The organism is Sunxiuqinia sp. A32 (assembly GCF_052690465.1).
Genome location: NZ_JBQYLI010000015.1, coordinates 25,522 through 40,897 on the forward strand (window position 1 = coordinate 25,522; position 15,376 = coordinate 40,897).

The 15,376-nt window shown below is 37.9% G+C and carries 16 protein-coding genes; 8 read left to right on the plus strand and 8 right to left on the minus strand.

What is annotated here, in order from left to right; all coding sequences use genetic code 11:
- Positions 1 to 2 precede the first annotated feature (2 nt).
- The 8 genes from nhaD (at position 3) to ACUNWD_RS14920 (ending at position 7,665) form a co-directional block, all read left to right on the plus strand.
- Positions 3 to 1,379: a sodium:proton antiporter NhaD gene (gene nhaD, locus ACUNWD_RS14885; protein ID WP_445588623.1), complete on the plus strand. Its 1,377-nt coding sequence runs from the start codon at positions 3 to 5 to the stop codon at positions 1,377 to 1,379.
- Between the two features lie 89 nt (positions 1,380 to 1,468).
- Positions 1,469 to 2,176, plus strand: coding sequence for a MotA/TolQ/ExbB proton channel family protein (locus tag ACUNWD_RS14890; RefSeq protein WP_445588624.1), 708 nt, complete (start codon positions 1,469 to 1,471; stop codon positions 2,174 to 2,176).
- 5 nt (positions 2,177 to 2,181) lie between these two features.
- Complete coding sequence (locus tag ACUNWD_RS14895) at positions 2,182 to 2,586, plus strand: ExbD/TolR family protein (RefSeq protein ID WP_445588625.1); 405 nt, start codon at positions 2,182 to 2,184, stop codon at positions 2,584 to 2,586.
- A gap of 5 nt (positions 2,587 to 2,591) precedes the next feature.
- Positions 2,592 to 3,584: a TonB family protein gene (locus tag ACUNWD_RS14900; RefSeq protein WP_445588626.1), complete on the plus strand. Its 993-nt coding sequence runs from the start codon at positions 2,592 to 2,594 to the stop codon at positions 3,582 to 3,584.
- 104 nt (positions 3,585 to 3,688) lie between these two features.
- Positions 3,689 to 4,891 carry an anaerobic sulfatase maturase gene (locus ACUNWD_RS14905; RefSeq protein WP_445588627.1) on the plus strand — a complete coding sequence of 401 codons (1,203 nt, stop codon included), beginning with the start codon at positions 3,689 to 3,691 and terminating at the stop codon, positions 4,889 to 4,891.
- 3 nt (positions 4,892 to 4,894) lie between these two features.
- Positions 4,895 to 5,305, plus strand: coding sequence for a secondary thiamine-phosphate synthase enzyme YjbQ (locus tag ACUNWD_RS14910; protein WP_445588628.1), 411 nt, complete (start codon positions 4,895 to 4,897; stop codon positions 5,303 to 5,305).
- 156 nt (positions 5,306 to 5,461) lie between these two features.
- Positions 5,462 to 7,072, plus strand: coding sequence for a thiamine pyrophosphate-dependent enzyme (locus tag ACUNWD_RS14915; RefSeq protein WP_445588629.1), 1,611 nt, complete (start codon positions 5,462 to 5,464; stop codon positions 7,070 to 7,072).
- 11 nt (positions 7,073 to 7,083) lie between these two features.
- Complete coding sequence (locus tag ACUNWD_RS14920; protein ID WP_445588630.1) at positions 7,084 to 7,665, plus strand: indolepyruvate oxidoreductase subunit beta; 582 nt, start codon at positions 7,084 to 7,086, stop codon at positions 7,663 to 7,665.
- An 868-nt stretch (positions 7,666 to 8,533) separates the two neighbouring features.
- Here ACUNWD_RS14920 and ACUNWD_RS14925 read toward each other — a convergent pair.
- The 8 genes from ACUNWD_RS14925 to ACUNWD_RS14960 form a co-directional block, all read right to left on the minus strand.
- Positions 8,534 to 10,585, minus strand: coding sequence for a glycoside hydrolase domain-containing protein (locus ACUNWD_RS14925; RefSeq protein ID WP_445588631.1), 2,052 nt, complete (start codon positions 10,583 to 10,585; stop codon positions 8,534 to 8,536).
- Positions 10,586 to 10,973: 388 nt separating this feature from the next.
- On the minus strand, positions 10,974 to 11,462 hold the full coding sequence (locus ACUNWD_RS14930) for a hypothetical protein (protein WP_445588632.1): 489 nt from the start codon (positions 11,460 to 11,462) through the stop codon (positions 10,974 to 10,976).
- Between the two features lie 36 nt (positions 11,463 to 11,498).
- Entirely contained in the window at positions 11,499 to 11,729 is a 231-nt protein-coding gene (locus ACUNWD_RS14935) for a 2TM domain-containing protein (protein ID WP_445588633.1), read from the minus strand.
- Between the two features lie 23 nt (positions 11,730 to 11,752).
- The gene (locus ACUNWD_RS14940) at positions 11,753 to 12,469 is read right to left on the minus strand and encodes a 4Fe-4S binding protein (protein ID WP_445588634.1); all 717 of its coding nucleotides are present in this window, start codon (positions 12,467 to 12,469) and stop codon (positions 11,753 to 11,755) included.
- Between the two features lie 11 nt (positions 12,470 to 12,480).
- A complete protein-coding gene (locus tag ACUNWD_RS14945; protein WP_445588635.1) occupies positions 12,481 to 12,687 on the minus strand; it encodes a hypothetical protein in 207 nt (68 codons plus the stop codon).
- A gap of 18 nt (positions 12,688 to 12,705) precedes the next feature.
- Complete coding sequence (locus tag ACUNWD_RS14950) at positions 12,706 to 13,563, minus strand: SDR family NAD(P)-dependent oxidoreductase (protein ID WP_445588636.1); 858 nt, start codon at positions 13,561 to 13,563, stop codon at positions 12,706 to 12,708.
- A gap of 95 nt (positions 13,564 to 13,658) precedes the next feature.
- Positions 13,659 to 14,546, minus strand: a complete 888-nt coding sequence (locus ACUNWD_RS14955) for a nitroreductase family protein (RefSeq protein ID WP_445588637.1) — start codon at positions 14,544 to 14,546, stop codon at positions 13,659 to 13,661.
- A gap of 22 nt (positions 14,547 to 14,568) precedes the next feature.
- Positions 14,569 to 15,366 (minus strand): MBL fold metallo-hydrolase, encoded by a 798-nt coding sequence (locus ACUNWD_RS14960; protein ID WP_445588638.1) that lies wholly within the window; start codon positions 15,364 to 15,366, stop codon positions 14,569 to 14,571.
- Positions 15,367 to 15,376: the final 10 nt, after the last annotated feature.

Sequence of the window (15,376 nt, forward strand, 5' to 3'; positions counted from 1 at the left end):
CTATGTTTATATTAATGGTTGTAGTGTTTGTGCTGGGATATACAGCTATTGCACTGGAACATCCACTAAAAGTGGATAAGGCAGCGTCGGCGCTGATAATAGGCACTATGTGTTGGGTGGTCTATATTTTGGGCGCAGAACAAATTCTCGATTTAGGGTTTAGTCCGGCATGGAAAACATTTACAAACCTACATGGAGTGCATGGAGTCGAAGCCATTCATGAGTTTATTGTTGAGCATGAAATTATTCATCATCTAGGTGAAATTGCTGAAATCCTTTTCTTCCTGTTGGGAGCTATGACCATTGTTGAAGTAGTAGATCAACATGAAGGTTTTAAGGTAATTACTGACAAAATCAGAACAACGAATAAAGTTAAACTTTTATGGATTCTGAGTTTTCTAACGTTTTTCATGTCAGCTTTGCTTGATAACCTGACAACTACTATTGTATTGGTTGCTTTGCTACGTAAGTTGATTGATGATAAGCAGACTCGTTGGTTCTTTGCCAGTATGGTTGTACTAGCGGCAAACGCCGGTGGTGCGTGGTCCCCAATTGGGGATGTCACAACCATTATGCTATGGATAGGTTCTCAGGTTACTGCACTTCGTATTGTTGAAGGGGTGATTCTTCCTAGTTTGGTTTGTATGATTGTACCGCTGGGAATATTGAGTTTTACAATGAAAGGTGATGTCAAGCGTCCGGAACTAGGGCAAGAGGAAAACGGACTTACAAGTAAGAAAGAACAGATTTTGTTATTAGTTCTGGGAGTATCAGGCTTGTTATTTGTGCCTGTTTTCAAAACATTGACACACCTTCCTCCTTATATGGGAATGTTGTTGTCATTAGGAACCATCTGGATTGTATCTGAAATAATTCATAAAGACAAACCCGACGAGATAAAGCATAAGCTTCGTGTGACTGCTGTGTTGAGAAAGGTTGATGTTCCTACTGTGTTATTTTTCCTCGGTATTCTTTCTGCTGTAGCTGCATTGCAGTCAGCTGGACAATTAAATCTATTATCACAATTCCTGGATGAAAAACTGGGTAATATTTACCTGATTGATTTGGCTATTGGTGTACTTTCATCAATTGTTGATAACGTTCCTTTAGTTGCAGGTGCAATGGGTATGTATCCAATTGCAGAAGTGGGAGCTACGGGTTACCTTTCCAGCTTTGTTCAGGACGGCGTTTTCTGGGAATTTTTAGCTTACACTGCAGGTACTGGTGGTAGTATTTTAATTATTGGATCTGCTGCCGGTGTTGCTGCGATGGGCCTGGAAAAAATTGATTTCATCTGGTATTTGAAAAAAATATCTTGGTTGGCAATTATCGGATACCTTTCTGGTGCTGCTGTTTATTATTTTATGTTTGGACTTTAGAAAATACTAATAAATAATAGTTATTTTAGCGGGGTATAATAAATTCTTATTATACCCCGTTTCTTTACTGTTCCTATAAAAATTGATCTATGTTAGACTACATTTTATTACAAGTAGCCACACAGGCTGGCGAAGGAGCCGAAGCACTGGCAGACAGCGTACAACAGGAAGCTATTGTTACTAAATTTTTTGATTTGGCGCTCAAAGGCGGCTGGATCATGATTCCAATTATTTTGTTATCGTTGATTGCAGTGTTTATATTTTTTGATCGCTTCTTTGCTGTTAAAAAGGCTGGAAAAGTTGACAAATCATTACTTGAAAGAGTAAAAGATTATATTCTTGAGGGAAAAGTTGATGCTGCTTTGGCGTTAACGCGTTCACAAGATAATCCAACTGCCCGAATGATTGAAAAAGGGATTACACGAATTGGAAGACCAATGTCGGATGTAAATGCTGCCATCGAAATTGTAGGTAACCTTGAGATTTCCAAATTAGAGAAAGGATTGCCAGTTTTAGCAAGCGTTGCCGGTGGTGCTCCGATGATTGGATTCCTTGGTACTGTAATGGGGATGATTCAAGCATTCTACGATATGGCAAATGCTGGAAATAATATTGATGTAACACTTTTGTCATCCGGTATCTATCAGGCAATGGTTACTACAGTGGCTGGTCTGATTGTTGGTATCATTGCTTACTTCGCCTATAATATTTTGGTGTCAAATGTAGAGAAGGTAATCTTTAAGATGGAAGCAGCTACTTCAGAATTTTTGGACTTATTAAATGAACCTGCAAAATAGAAAATATGGCGCTTAAGAGAAGAAATAAGGTTGATGCCAGTTTCAGTATGTCGTCTATGACTGACATCGTCTTTTTGTTGCTGATATTTTTTATGGTGACATCAACCCTGATTGCTCCAAATGCCTTGAAATTGCTTTTACCACAAAGTAATAATCAAACGGCAGCTAAACCAATGACCACTATTTCTATCACTAAAGATCTGAAGTACTACGTAAATATAGATGGGACTCCAAGCAGAGTTGCTTTTCATGAAATAGAACCTGCTCTGCAAAAAGCGATCGGCGCTAATGAAGATGCATTTGTTTCATTGTCTGCTGATAAATCGGTTCCAATTGAACAGGTCGTGAAAGTAATGAACATTGCCAAGCGCAATAAATATAAAATGATTTTGGCTACTGCGCCCGAATAATATTAATGACTTATTTCCAGAAACATAACAGAGGCTTTTGGGGGACAATTGTCTTCCATGTGATAATATTGGTTTTATTGCTGATATTTGGCTTTATTACACCACTTCCGTTACCCGAGGAAGAGGGTATTCTGGTGAATTATGGTAATTCAAGTCAGGGACTTGGACCACGAGAACCCGCACCCAAAAAGCAAACACCGCCTGCTGTTGTGAAGGAAGAAAAAAAGCAACCACAACCAACAACTCCACCACCGCCAAAACCAAAGCCTACTCCAAAACAAGAGCCCAAAGAAGAGGTGATGACTCAGGATTTTGAAGAAACGGTTGCCATTGAGTCTGCTAAAAAGAAACAGGAAGAAGAGAAAAAGCGAAAAGAGGAAATAGAGCGCCAGCGTAAGATTGAGGAACAACTTAAACAAGAGCAACTTGAAAAGGAAAGACTAGCTGAGATTGAACGCCAGCGTTTGGCTGAAATTGAGAGACAGCGAAAAGCAGAAGAAGAGCGTAAGCGACTGGAAGAGGAAGCCCGATTAAAAAGGGAAGCTGAACAGCAAAAAATATCTGAAATTAATTCACGTGCAGCTAATGCATTTGGCGCTGGTGGGGCTGGAGATGAAAGTTCAACCAGTACCAGTCAGGGAGTTACTTATGAGGGTGGAAATCAAGGAAATCCCAATGGAACAGCCAATTCCAATAATTATGGTGATGGTGGCGGTGCTGGAAACGGCGTTTCTTTTAGTCTGTCAGGAAGATCAGCCCAATCATTACCAAAACCTTATTACCCGGGAAACGAAGAAGGGGTTGTCGTTGTAAAAGTTACAGTTGATAAGTACGGTAAAGTAACTAATGCTGAGCCGGGAGCCCGAGGTTCATCAACTTATAATTCGCAATTATTGGCAGCTGCAAAACAGGCAGCTTTGAAAGCCCGTTTCAATTTGGATGAAAAAGCACCTGCATTTCAGCAAGGCACTATTACTTATCGTTTCGTACTGGATTAGTGTTTCAATTTATATTGAGTTTCTCACCCCAATTTGGTCATGCAAAAAGACCGTTCCATTCTTTTTAGTAAATTTGTCATTCATTGATTTGATAGGAGAACGAGATGGCAAATAAATTCAAACCCCTCAATTCTGTTTTAATAAAACCTTCGGGACCAGATTGCAATCTGAATTGTACCTACTGCTTTTATTTGGAGAAGTCTGAGTTGTTTAGTAATTCACCGACACATCTAATGAGTCCGGAGATTCAGGAGGAAGTAATTCGACAGGTGATGCAGCAATCAGGTGACAATGTTTCTTTGGCTTGGCAGGGTGGGGAGCCAACCTTATTGGGACTTGATTTTTATAAGCATGCTATTGAGCTGGAAATGAAATACGGGCATGGTCAATCAGTGGGAAATGGCCTGCAAACTAATGGCCTGCTGTTGAATAGAGACTGGGCTAAATTCCTGAAAAAATACGATTGGCTGGTTGGTTTGTCGTTGGACGGTCCTGCATTTATTCATGACCATTATCGCTTCGATCGTGGTGGAAAAGGAACTCACCAACGAGTTGAGGACAATGCAAAAATGCTCTTGGACGAAGGAGTTTCTGTAAATGCAATGAGCGTGGTGAACAGCCATTCCGTTAAATATCCGGAAGAATTATATAATTATTTCAAGGAGCTCGGTTTGACTTTTATGCAGTTTATTCCGATTGTTGAAACCGATAAAGATGATCCCACTAAAGCAGCCGATTTTTCGGTTGCTGCTGAGGATTATGGGAATTTCCTGAATAAGCTTTTTGATTTGTGGCTGGCGGATTTTAAAGACGGCCAACCCACCACTTCAATTCGACATTTTGAATCGGTGTTTTATAGCTATGTTGGTTTTGATGCTCCCGAATGTACCATGATGAAAGAGTGCGGCCCTTATGTGGTTGTAGAGCATAACGGCAATATCTATAGCTGTGATTTTTTCGTTGAACCCAAATGGAAGCTCGGTAATGTGATGCACGATCGCATTATCAATATGTTGAACTCAAAAAAGCAAACTATTTTTGGTTTGGCAAAAGGCCAACTGCCCCGTGAATGCAGACAATGCACCTGGCTATCGAAATGTTATGGTGGTTGCACCAAAGACCGTATAAAAGATCCAGCCGATCATCGCAAACCTCGTTTTTGTACATCGTATAAAATGTTTTTTAAACATGCAGATCCTGTATTGTCAGATATGGCAGTGCAATGGCAGCAAAATCAACACGATATGCAACAATCGCAACAAGCAGGAGGTACGTATAATGCATTTGATGATTTTTTGAAAAAGTAGAGGATGGTCAAGCAAATTGAAATATCACTTCCCAATTTTTCACGGGGATTTCATTTAATAACACATTTAGTAACTCGTGAGCTTGGTGATTTGCCAGAGCAGGGATTGTTACACATTTTGGTAAAGCATACATCTGCCGGAATCACTTTAAATGAAAATGCGGATCCATCAGTGCGTGTCGATTTTGAAACTTTTATAAATAAGCTTGTTCCTGAGAATGATCCGGATTTCATTCATATTTACGAAGGAAGTGACGACATGCCCTCACATATAAAATCTTCATTATTCGGGGCAGAATTAACCATTCCCATTTCTCGTGGGAGATTGAATATGGGAACCTGGCAAGGGATTTATTTGTGTGAGTTCCGAAATTATGGCGGTCCTAGAAAGCTAGTTCTTACCATTTTAAGCTGATTAATGTAGCTCAATTTTATTTTCAACTTATTTACCAAGTATTTTAATTTCGGATAGTTTTTTATAAAATTATCTAAACCTGACAATTAATGTTGTTTCTGACAGGGATACTGCTAATTTTGAAATCCCAAAAATAAAAACCAATAAATCAATCATATGCAAAAGCACTTACTGTTAGGCGTTGAGGCAATCGGACAGGGAGCTATAGATGGCGGTATGTCTGGAGTTTATGCTTACCCTGGAACTCCTTCAACAGAAATAACCGAATATATTCAGGATAATCCACTCGCGGTTGAAAAGAATATTCACAGAAGATGGTCAGCGAATGAAAAAACAGCTTATGAAACCGCATTGGGGATGAGTTATGCTGGCAAACGTTCCATGGCTTGCATGAAACATGTGGGGCTGAATGTGGCTGCTGATGCGTTTATAAACTCTGCTATCACAGGCGTTGGTGGCGGTCTAGTTTTAACCGTTGCTGACGATCCATCCATGCATTCGTCACAAAATGAGCAGGATTCACGCTATTATGGAGATTTTGCAATGATTCCGGTAATGGAACCTTCCAATCAGCAGGAAGCCTATGATATGGCTCGCGAAGGCTTTGAACTCTCCGAGAAAACAGGCTTGCCGGTCATGGTCAGAATTACCACACGTCTGGCACATTCTCGTGCAGGAATCGTTCGTAAGAGCGTGTTGGCTGAAAATGAAAAGAGCATGCCGGAAGATCCGAATCAGTTTATATTATTACCGGCAAATGCCCGAAAACGTTACAATGGATTGTTGGAGAAACAAAAAAGTTTGACTGAACTTGCTGAGAATTCAGTATATAATAAATACATTGATGGAGATGAAAAAAGTTTAGGAATTATTTGTTGCGGAATCAGTTACAACTATTTGCAAGAGAATTATAGCAATGAAACTTGTCCGTATCCTGTATTAAAGATCTCACAGTATCCACTTCCTGAAAAATTACTGAAAAAGATGGAGCAGGAGTGCGATGAGATTTTGGTGTTGGAAGAAGGCTATCCTTTGGTTGAAGAAAAGCTGAAAGGGTTTTTTGCAAATGGAACTAAAATAAAAGGTCGTTTGGATGGCTCATTGCCAAGAGTTGGAGAGCTGAATCCGGATCATATTGCTATAGCACTGGCTAAAGAGATATACCAGGGAATTGGCGTTCCCGAATTGGTCACCAATCGACCACCGGCACTTTGCCAGGGATGTGGGCACCAGTATTCTTATGTAGCAATGAATGAAGCATTGGCAGAACACGGTAGGGGACATGTTTTTTCAGATATCGGTTGTTATACCTTAGGTGCTTTACCGCCATATGAAGCGATTAGTTCATGTGTTGATATGGGGGCTTCGATTACCATGGCAAAAGGTGCTGCTGATGCAGGCTTGTTTCCATCTGTTGCGGTAATTGGTGATTCAACTTTTACACACTCTGGGATTACTGGATTGCTGGACGCGGTGAATGAAAACTCGAATATCACAGTTGTTATCGCTGATAATGAATCCGTATCGATGACGGGAGGACAGGATTCTTCGGCTTTCGGAAAAATTGAAAGCATTTGCAAAGGTGTTGGCGTTGATCCGGCGCACATACGCGTGGTCGTACCGTTAAGCAAAAATCATGAGGAGATGGTGAAAATATTTCGTGAGGAGATTGCTCATGAAGGTGTTTCTGTTGTTATTCCAAGAAGGGAATGTATTCAACGGGTTAGTCGCCGAAAAAGAAAAGTCAATCGTCATGAAAAACATTAAAAATTAAGCAGATGAAATCAGATATTATATTAGCTGGTGTTGGCGGGCAAGGAATATTATCCATTGCTGCAGCGATTGGAAATGCCGCACTTGCCGAAAATTTATTTTTAAAACAAGCAGAAACTCACGGAATGAGTCAGCGTGGGGGAGCAGTAATCTCACATTTACGTTTGTCTGATAAAGAGATCGCTTCGGACCTGATTCCTATTGGAAAGGCTGATCTAATTTTATCAGTGGAGCCAATGGAGTCCCTTCGTTATTTGCCATTTCTCTCTGCAACGGGTTACCTGGTCACCAATATTACACCATTTGTGAATATTCCAAACTATCCGGACTACGACGCAATTATGGAGCAAATTAAGGCTTTGCCACGCTTTGTTGCAATTGATGCAGATGAGTTGGCAAAAGAAGCTGGGAATACTCGAGCTTCAAACATGGTGATGCTAGGTGCTGCTTCTCCGTTTATTGATATTGAGATAGAAAAATTGGAAGCTGGTATTCGACAGATTTTTGAGCAAAAAGGGGAGGAAATTGTTGAAATGAACCTAAAAGCCCTGCGATTGGGAAGAAAATTTTCTGAGAAAAATAGATAGACAATCTAAACTACATAATGTAAAAATGTCGCGCTTAAGTGCGTCTCTAACCCTCGTTCCAAACGAGGGTTTTGCTTTTACAGAGTTTGTAATGCAAATAGCTATAGGGAATTAAATTGGTCTTATTAGCATTGTAAGTCGCTACCTAATGTTCAACTCGAATTTCTAAAACTCTTTTTTTCCTGAATAGTCGTAAGTTGGAAATGTAACTATGGATGACGGGAGTATGTAGTTGTTTTATTTTTCTACTTTACACCAAGTTTTGGCATCTTCAAGGTTTTCAAAAATTTAAATTGACCATCCTGTATTTTTCATTAGTTCCACATATTTCGGACATAGATCATTCATCATCATCAATATTTGCCTGTTTAAATTCTTGAAAGTCCCGGATAGGTGTGACCCACAAATTCATCGGACATAATTCCAACTAAATCAGGATTTAAAATAATACCGACTATTATATATTCTGATATTTTGGGCAATTATATCTTTTCTGCCAGTTCACCCAATAAATAGCCGATAAATACTAAAATACCGATACTTAAAATTACATTCATAATTTTCTCCCGATTCGCTTTTGTTTTACTGGGTCACTGTTAATGTGGTGACAAACCTTACAAAATATTGCAGGTTCCCAGACCGATATAAGTTTTATTAATGTATACTAATTTAGCTTTTTTCTAGCAAGCGTCAGCATTTAATTCTGGCTTTCTGGGATAAGGGGGATGTGGCTAAAAGGTAGCTTTATGTGGTCATGTCGGCTTTCGAAGCAATTTCCCATCAGTTTACATTGATTATTTCACGAGCCACCAATCATCTAAAATAGCAGAAATCCGAATGTAATATGCCACTTGTTGTTATCCATTCATCATTTAATTTGTCCTAATTTTTGATTTGGCTTATCAGATAATTCAATGGTTAATTTACCTCCATTAATTATATCATCCTGATTTAAATACAGTCTATTCATTTGAGTGCCATTTAACTCTAAACTATTTATATAGAAATTTTCATCATCTAAATTTTTAGTTATTATCTCGAAAGTCTTTCCATTTCGAACATGTATCACAACCTTGTCAAATATTGGAGATGTTAATTGAAAAACAGGTTTACCTACTTCAACCGGATACATACCTAATGAGCTTAATACATACCAGCCTGACATAGTGCCTTCGTCATCATCCATTTCAGGGAAATAGCCTGCTGGAACCGATTTATATATGCGACCATAGTATGGTTTATCCCATTTGTTGTGTGTTCCATAATACTGAAACATATCCTTAGTTAAAATTTTATTTACCCACTTTTGAGTCAACCAAGGTCTTGTTCCAAAATTAAACATGAAGGGAACATGAATATCTGGCTGGTTGCCGTGGTTATATAAATGGTTCTCAAAAAAATATTCCAACTGATTGGTATATTCTTCTTTTGTGCCAAATAAATTTATCAACCCTTCAATATCAAATTGCACATGCCAGCGGTATTGCCATATGGTACCTTCGTATAATCCTTTTGCATGCATAATATCTGATGTTTCGTCTATCGTTGAAAAAAACTTTCCCCATGTTGTTTTATAATCCATGGCTTTGTCACGAAACAATAATTGATCTTCTTGTTTATTAAGTAATCTTGCAAATTCTGACAATGCCCAGTAATCATAAGACTTTTCGAGTTTTGTATCCGGGGTATCATCATGAATATTATTAATCTCTGCACACATGCAGTTATACGCCAATTCTGCATTAAAATCGTTTATTCCCCTTTGATAAAAATCAAGCAATGTGATAATGGTATGTTCAGTTCTTACCGTTGGCACTGGCTCTAAGTAACCACTCCAAAAAGGTTTTCCATACTTGTATAAATCAACAAGCGAGTTACAGATATCCATTGAAATTTCGGGGAGAATTAAAGAATATAAACTGAATTTATTCCTGAAATTATCCCACATAGACCACGAATCATAATGAGCATAATTTTGCGTAGTATATAACTGTCCATTAGTTGCTTTAAATTCTCGATTTCTATTTTCTGACTTTACAGGGTTGAGTAACGTGTGATAGAGATGGGTATAGAATATTGTTTCGTATTCCTTCTTTCCTTCAACTTCAATAAGAGATAACACACTAGTCCATTTTTTCTGTGCTTGTTTAAGAACTTCATCATAGTTTAACTTACTGGCAGTAAATAACCATTCATCTTTAGCATCATCCTGGCTGATAGTAGAAGCTGTTACCGATAAATTAACAACTTCATTTTTCCTTGTTTTAAAATAAAAGACAATATTCTCTAAAGAATCCATTACCTGAATTGGTTCTTTATTGCATCTCACATAAAAGTGTGTTTCGTATCGGCCTACATCACAGACATTCATTGCTGATATGCTAACTGCAAATTCTTGCTTGCCGATCATCGTCTTGGAGGCATTGATGAATTTTGCATACGTACTACTCAGGTTAAAGCTAATAAAAGCACTATCTGATGCCGGGAAAGTATATTTATGAAATGCGGTATTGTTGGTTGCAGTTAGTTCCACCTTTACATTGTTTTTCAATATGGTGGAATAATAACCTGGTGAAGCTTGTTCCTTCGATTTATCAAAACAATATGATTTTTCTAATCGTGCACCAATCCCCGGAACTATGCAAAGGTTCCCGCCTGCACCATTGCAGCCTGTACCACCGATTCTGTTATGCGAAAAGCCTTTCAATTTGGTAGCACTATAATTATAACCACTGTGATTTCCGGGATCGGTATCTGGTCCTACTTTAATGAGGCCCCACGGTACTGTTGCAGAAGGGTCAAGTTGTCCATGGTCACCTTCGGTACAAATAAATAGGTTAACTTTTTCAAGTATATTTTGTGAGTAGACTCCATTAAAAAATATACAAAGTATAATAATCCACAGTTCTTTTTTTCTCATAACCATAGTAGTTTTAATCCATTTGATATTTTTCAACTCGTGTTCTTTAAAAATACTCGTCAATTCGCCAACGTGGTAAAGCCGTCAGGGATTGAATTATCAAGGACAGTGCCTAACGGTTGTGGTATGAAAAATAGCGCACTTAAAAGCGTTGAGTTAAGAGACCGTTGCTGCCGTTGATTGGATGTTATGTTACTCAAATATACCACTTTCCGCGCTATGTTTTATGATCGAATGTTAGGCACTGGCGGTTTATCGGTCACAATCTTTTTACCCAGCATATTTTATGTTTGGTCGCAGTCGTTATTTAATAAATCCCAAATTTGAATATCAACCCTATATTCAATCCTGAAAAATCTTAAGATCAAGCATTTTTTAAAAATTACCATCACACGACTTTGTGTTTGTCGATATACATGATTAATAATTGGTTGTCATGCTCCCAGGAACAGATAGTTTCTTGGATTGCTCTTTTATTCATCATTTTATAAACAAAAGATTTCAAATATTCTTCAAGGTGCTTGTGAGTTTTCCATTGATACACTCCCTGCCAAAAGCCATTTGTTTTGTTTACTGCGTACATTTTGGTTTGAAAGCCCGGAAAGCCGGCGATTAGCAACATGGGGATTATTGATGCAACACGGTTTGCATTGTGCGATAATCGGGCAAACTTGAAACTGACGATAAATGTAACCGCTTGTTCGATCTCTTTAGTGGTAAAAACAGTGATGTGCCTGAAAATTTTGAATTCCTGACCATCCTCCATTTTCACTGTATCGTTTAGGTAATGTTTTGAGAACTTTAGTTTCCCGGCCAATAATCTTCCAATTGAGATGAACAGACATACGGGAGGACTTTTTCGGAATTTCGTTGCCATAATCCTTTTTTTTTACGTGCTACTGATTTCAATCATCTACTCTTTCAGACTTGAAATTCTTAAGAATTGTATATTAATTCTATGAAGAACAATACCAATCCCCCAACCCAAAAGTGGCCATTTAAACCATAAATATCCGGGAGTTAGCGTTAGGTTAATAACTGCAAGAATTGCATTTATTACGATGTAGTTTATCAGATGAATTTTAAATTCAACTTTTGCTTTTGTCCTTGATTGAGCTGTTTGCTGCAAGTTTTGAGTTTTCATGATGATTATTTTTTAAATGTTAATTATTTAAACTTGAGTTTTATACATTCTTTGTTACAAACATCAACGCAGTTTCCACAGAGAATACATTCGGCGTTTTCCATGTTATTGGTTTTTATCATGTTTTCAACATCAAGCCCCATCAAACAATTTTTTGTGCAGCGTTTACAACTAATACAGGGACTATCTCTTTTGACTAGTTTTAGAGAGGGTGTTTTTAAAAGCTTTCGAATTTCTGTACCAAGAATCATAAAAGGGGCAATCCAACAAATGTGTCTGCAAAAAGACCTTTTGCCAACCAGAAACTGAGCCAGAAGCAACACCAATAGTACTGCTAAATATGCTATGGCTGTGTAGATACTGCCAAGTGAAAAACCATGGTTGGTTCTGAACAACGGATTTATTTCCTGATAACCACCCTGACGTATTGCTATAAAAAGGATTGTACTAATCCAGGGAACCCAAATGAACCACTTAATTATTCTTCCTTTTATTGCAAACTTATTTTTTAGAGGTGATAAAATTTCTTGTGCACCTCCCAAGGCGCATGCCCAAGAGCAAAATGCTCTGCCAAAAAACAATGACCCGATAAATAGCAGGATGAACAGGAAAAAGCTTCCGCATATAATTCCTTTTGCACTGGCATCTACAATTACATAGGGTGAAAAATAAACAAATGTGGCAGGGAACAGGAAAAATGAGATCGTTGATATCCGTTTTCTAAGTATTTGTCTTTTCATGATTTCTAAGCTTATTTAATTTCTTTATAAGGATTTACGGATATAAGTTTTAGGTTTAAATCGCGAATTTGATTCAATAATCCATGTAATGCCGACTGGTCTGGCAATTCTCCTGTCAATATGGTCGACTCCTCACGGTAGTTGATTTCCATTTCCCCGAACCATTCTGCCCATTCTTTATCAATACGGCCTTTTATTTCAATTTTAAAGTGTTCCATGTCTATCCGGTTTATCATCTATTTATAAATGGCTTTGTACATCATATTATCTCTCATTGACCGAGGAAAACGGGCAAATATTTTCATTTTCTTCGCACCAGGACCTGCTAAATATTGAGCTTTTGGTTTTGGATTGTTTAAAGATTCTGCAATTACTTTTGCAACTTCAACAGCTTCGATACTTGGAAGATTTTTTACTTCCCTGTCGAAATACTCCATTTGAGTTGAGTAGAGTTTTGCTGTTTCGGGCTGAGCCTGATCAATCATTTTTTCTCTTTCATCAATTATCTTTCCCAATACATTTGTATTTATCTTGCCGGGCACAACAACCGAAACCTTTACTCCAAAAGGCCTTAGTTCAACCCGGAGTGAATCGGAAATAGCCTGAACAGCAAACTTGGAAGCGGCATAAACGCTTTTATCGGGAATGGCAAGTAGCCCATGTCCGGAACTTATATTTATAATTCGCCCTTTTTTATTTCTAATAAGGGGTAAGAAAGTTTTTGTTACCAGGATTAAACCACAGATATTAACATCCAATAACATTTTTATATTTGAGTAGGGAATCAATTCCAGTGGCCCATTAAGGGATACTCCTGCGTTATTAACCAAGCTAAAGGTATATCCTTCGGTTTCTGTTTTTATTTGCTGATAAGCTTTGTTCACAACTTCTTCATCATACACATCCATTATTACTGGAGTTAGGTTTGATGATGCAGCTTTAATGAGTTTTTGTTTATCAACTTCTTTGCGCACACTTGCATATACTTTATATCCTGCTTTGTCAAGATAAAGTGCAGTTGCATATCCAATTCCTGTTGAAGCACCGGTTATTAAAACTGCTTGTTTTTTGTTTGTTTTAGTTTCTGTTTTCATCAGTTTATAATTTTTTAATGAATTATTTCTGAATCAAAATTACCATCCACCCGTCAACAAAAAATCATCCCTGAGGATGATTTGGAAGGATGATTTTAGTCCACTTTGTGAACCTTATGTTTGTTCCGTTTAACTGTTCTTTTATAGTGGTATTTTGGATGGCCAACTATAACTGACATAATGGCTTCGTTATTAGCAGGGATTTGAAAAATCTGCTTTAAGTTTTTATTTTTATTAATGGCAGGTATTACACACTCAATCATGGTTGCCCCCAGTCCAATTGCATGTGCAGCCAGCATCATATAGGTTGCGTAAATAACTCCGTTATTAGAATGGGCTTCTGCATTTTTAGGTGCATGTATTGTTATTATTGTTGGTGCCCCTCTTGTGATTCCATCACCGTTCTCCAGCTTATAATTTCCAGCCTTGGAGATGGGATATATGTGATTTTTTACAGTTTGATAATCTTCCTTCCCTGCCATCAATTTCAGAAATTCTGACACAATCGGATTTTCAATCATTTTTTCGATTCCGTTTAAAAAGTCAGAAATTAAAGGCAAAGCTGATTCAATTGTTTCACGATTATTAATTATGCTTATCTCCATTTTTTCAGGTGCTGCCCCGAACGGGGCATAAGAAACAGAATTTACTATTTCGTCTATCAATTCTTCACTTACGGGTTGGTTTTTAAAATTTCGTACAGATCTGCGGCTTGACAAGATTTCAACAAAATTTTCGTAATTGTTTTTACGACTAGGTAGTTCACAGAAATCATCGTAGGAAAGACCTTTAACATGTACTGCTTTTGCAGGACAGACAGCCATGCATTGTCCACATTGCAGGCACAGATGTTCTCTTTCTTGCATAAATTCAATACTACCATTTTTCCCAATTATCTTATTAGGACAGACTTCAGTGCATAATCCACAGTTTTTGCAACTTGTTTGGTTTATTGAATTGTTAATCGTAATATGTGTTTCCATGCATTTATTTTAAAAATATGTACTAAATAATATTTACAGATTGCCCTTTTTTCAGAATCTTACAATCTATTCCCAATTTCTCAATTTCCCTTTTAAATAGTGCTTCATCTACAGAAGCATAGTGCTTGGTGAAAAGCAGGGGTAAGTCGTAGTGCATCGGAATAACCTGTTTTGGTTGAATAATTTTAATAGCTTCCAGGGCTTCATGCTCATCCATGGTATTATCTGCCTGTCCACCACCAATGGGTATCATTAAAACATCAGGATTCTTTATTTTTTTCCATTCCTCTGCTTCAAGTAATGAATCTCCCAGATTAACAATGGTTTTTCCTTTATATGTAATTTTAAATCCAAGTGAACCCCAACCAACACGTACGTTTTTCTTTGGGGCTTCTGTTTTTTTGAAAGGGCCTATTTTAACAGTTAAAGGGCCATGCGTAGTTTTTACTCCTTTTATCTTCATTCCTTCCAGCTCAATGGTTTCATCAACGAAAAGAGGGTGATAGTTTGAAACAGGTGTGTCGAATGCCATTCCTTTGCTTCTCGGCCCAAGCATTAAGGATTTTCCATCCACCTCCCTTACCATTGTTTGATTAAAAATTATCGGTGCGCCAGAAACTTTTGCAACCCGGTCGGCATGCCAATAATGGTCAGGATCACCGTGTGTCACAAATATGTGTGTGATATCTTTCCATTCTTCTTTTGGAATTAAGGGAGCAAAACTGAACCAGTAAGCAAACAGTGCCCCAGGATCAATGGCAATCTTCTTATCACCCCATTCGATGAGAAATGCGTTGTATGAATAGTATGAAATCTTCACTTTGTTGTAT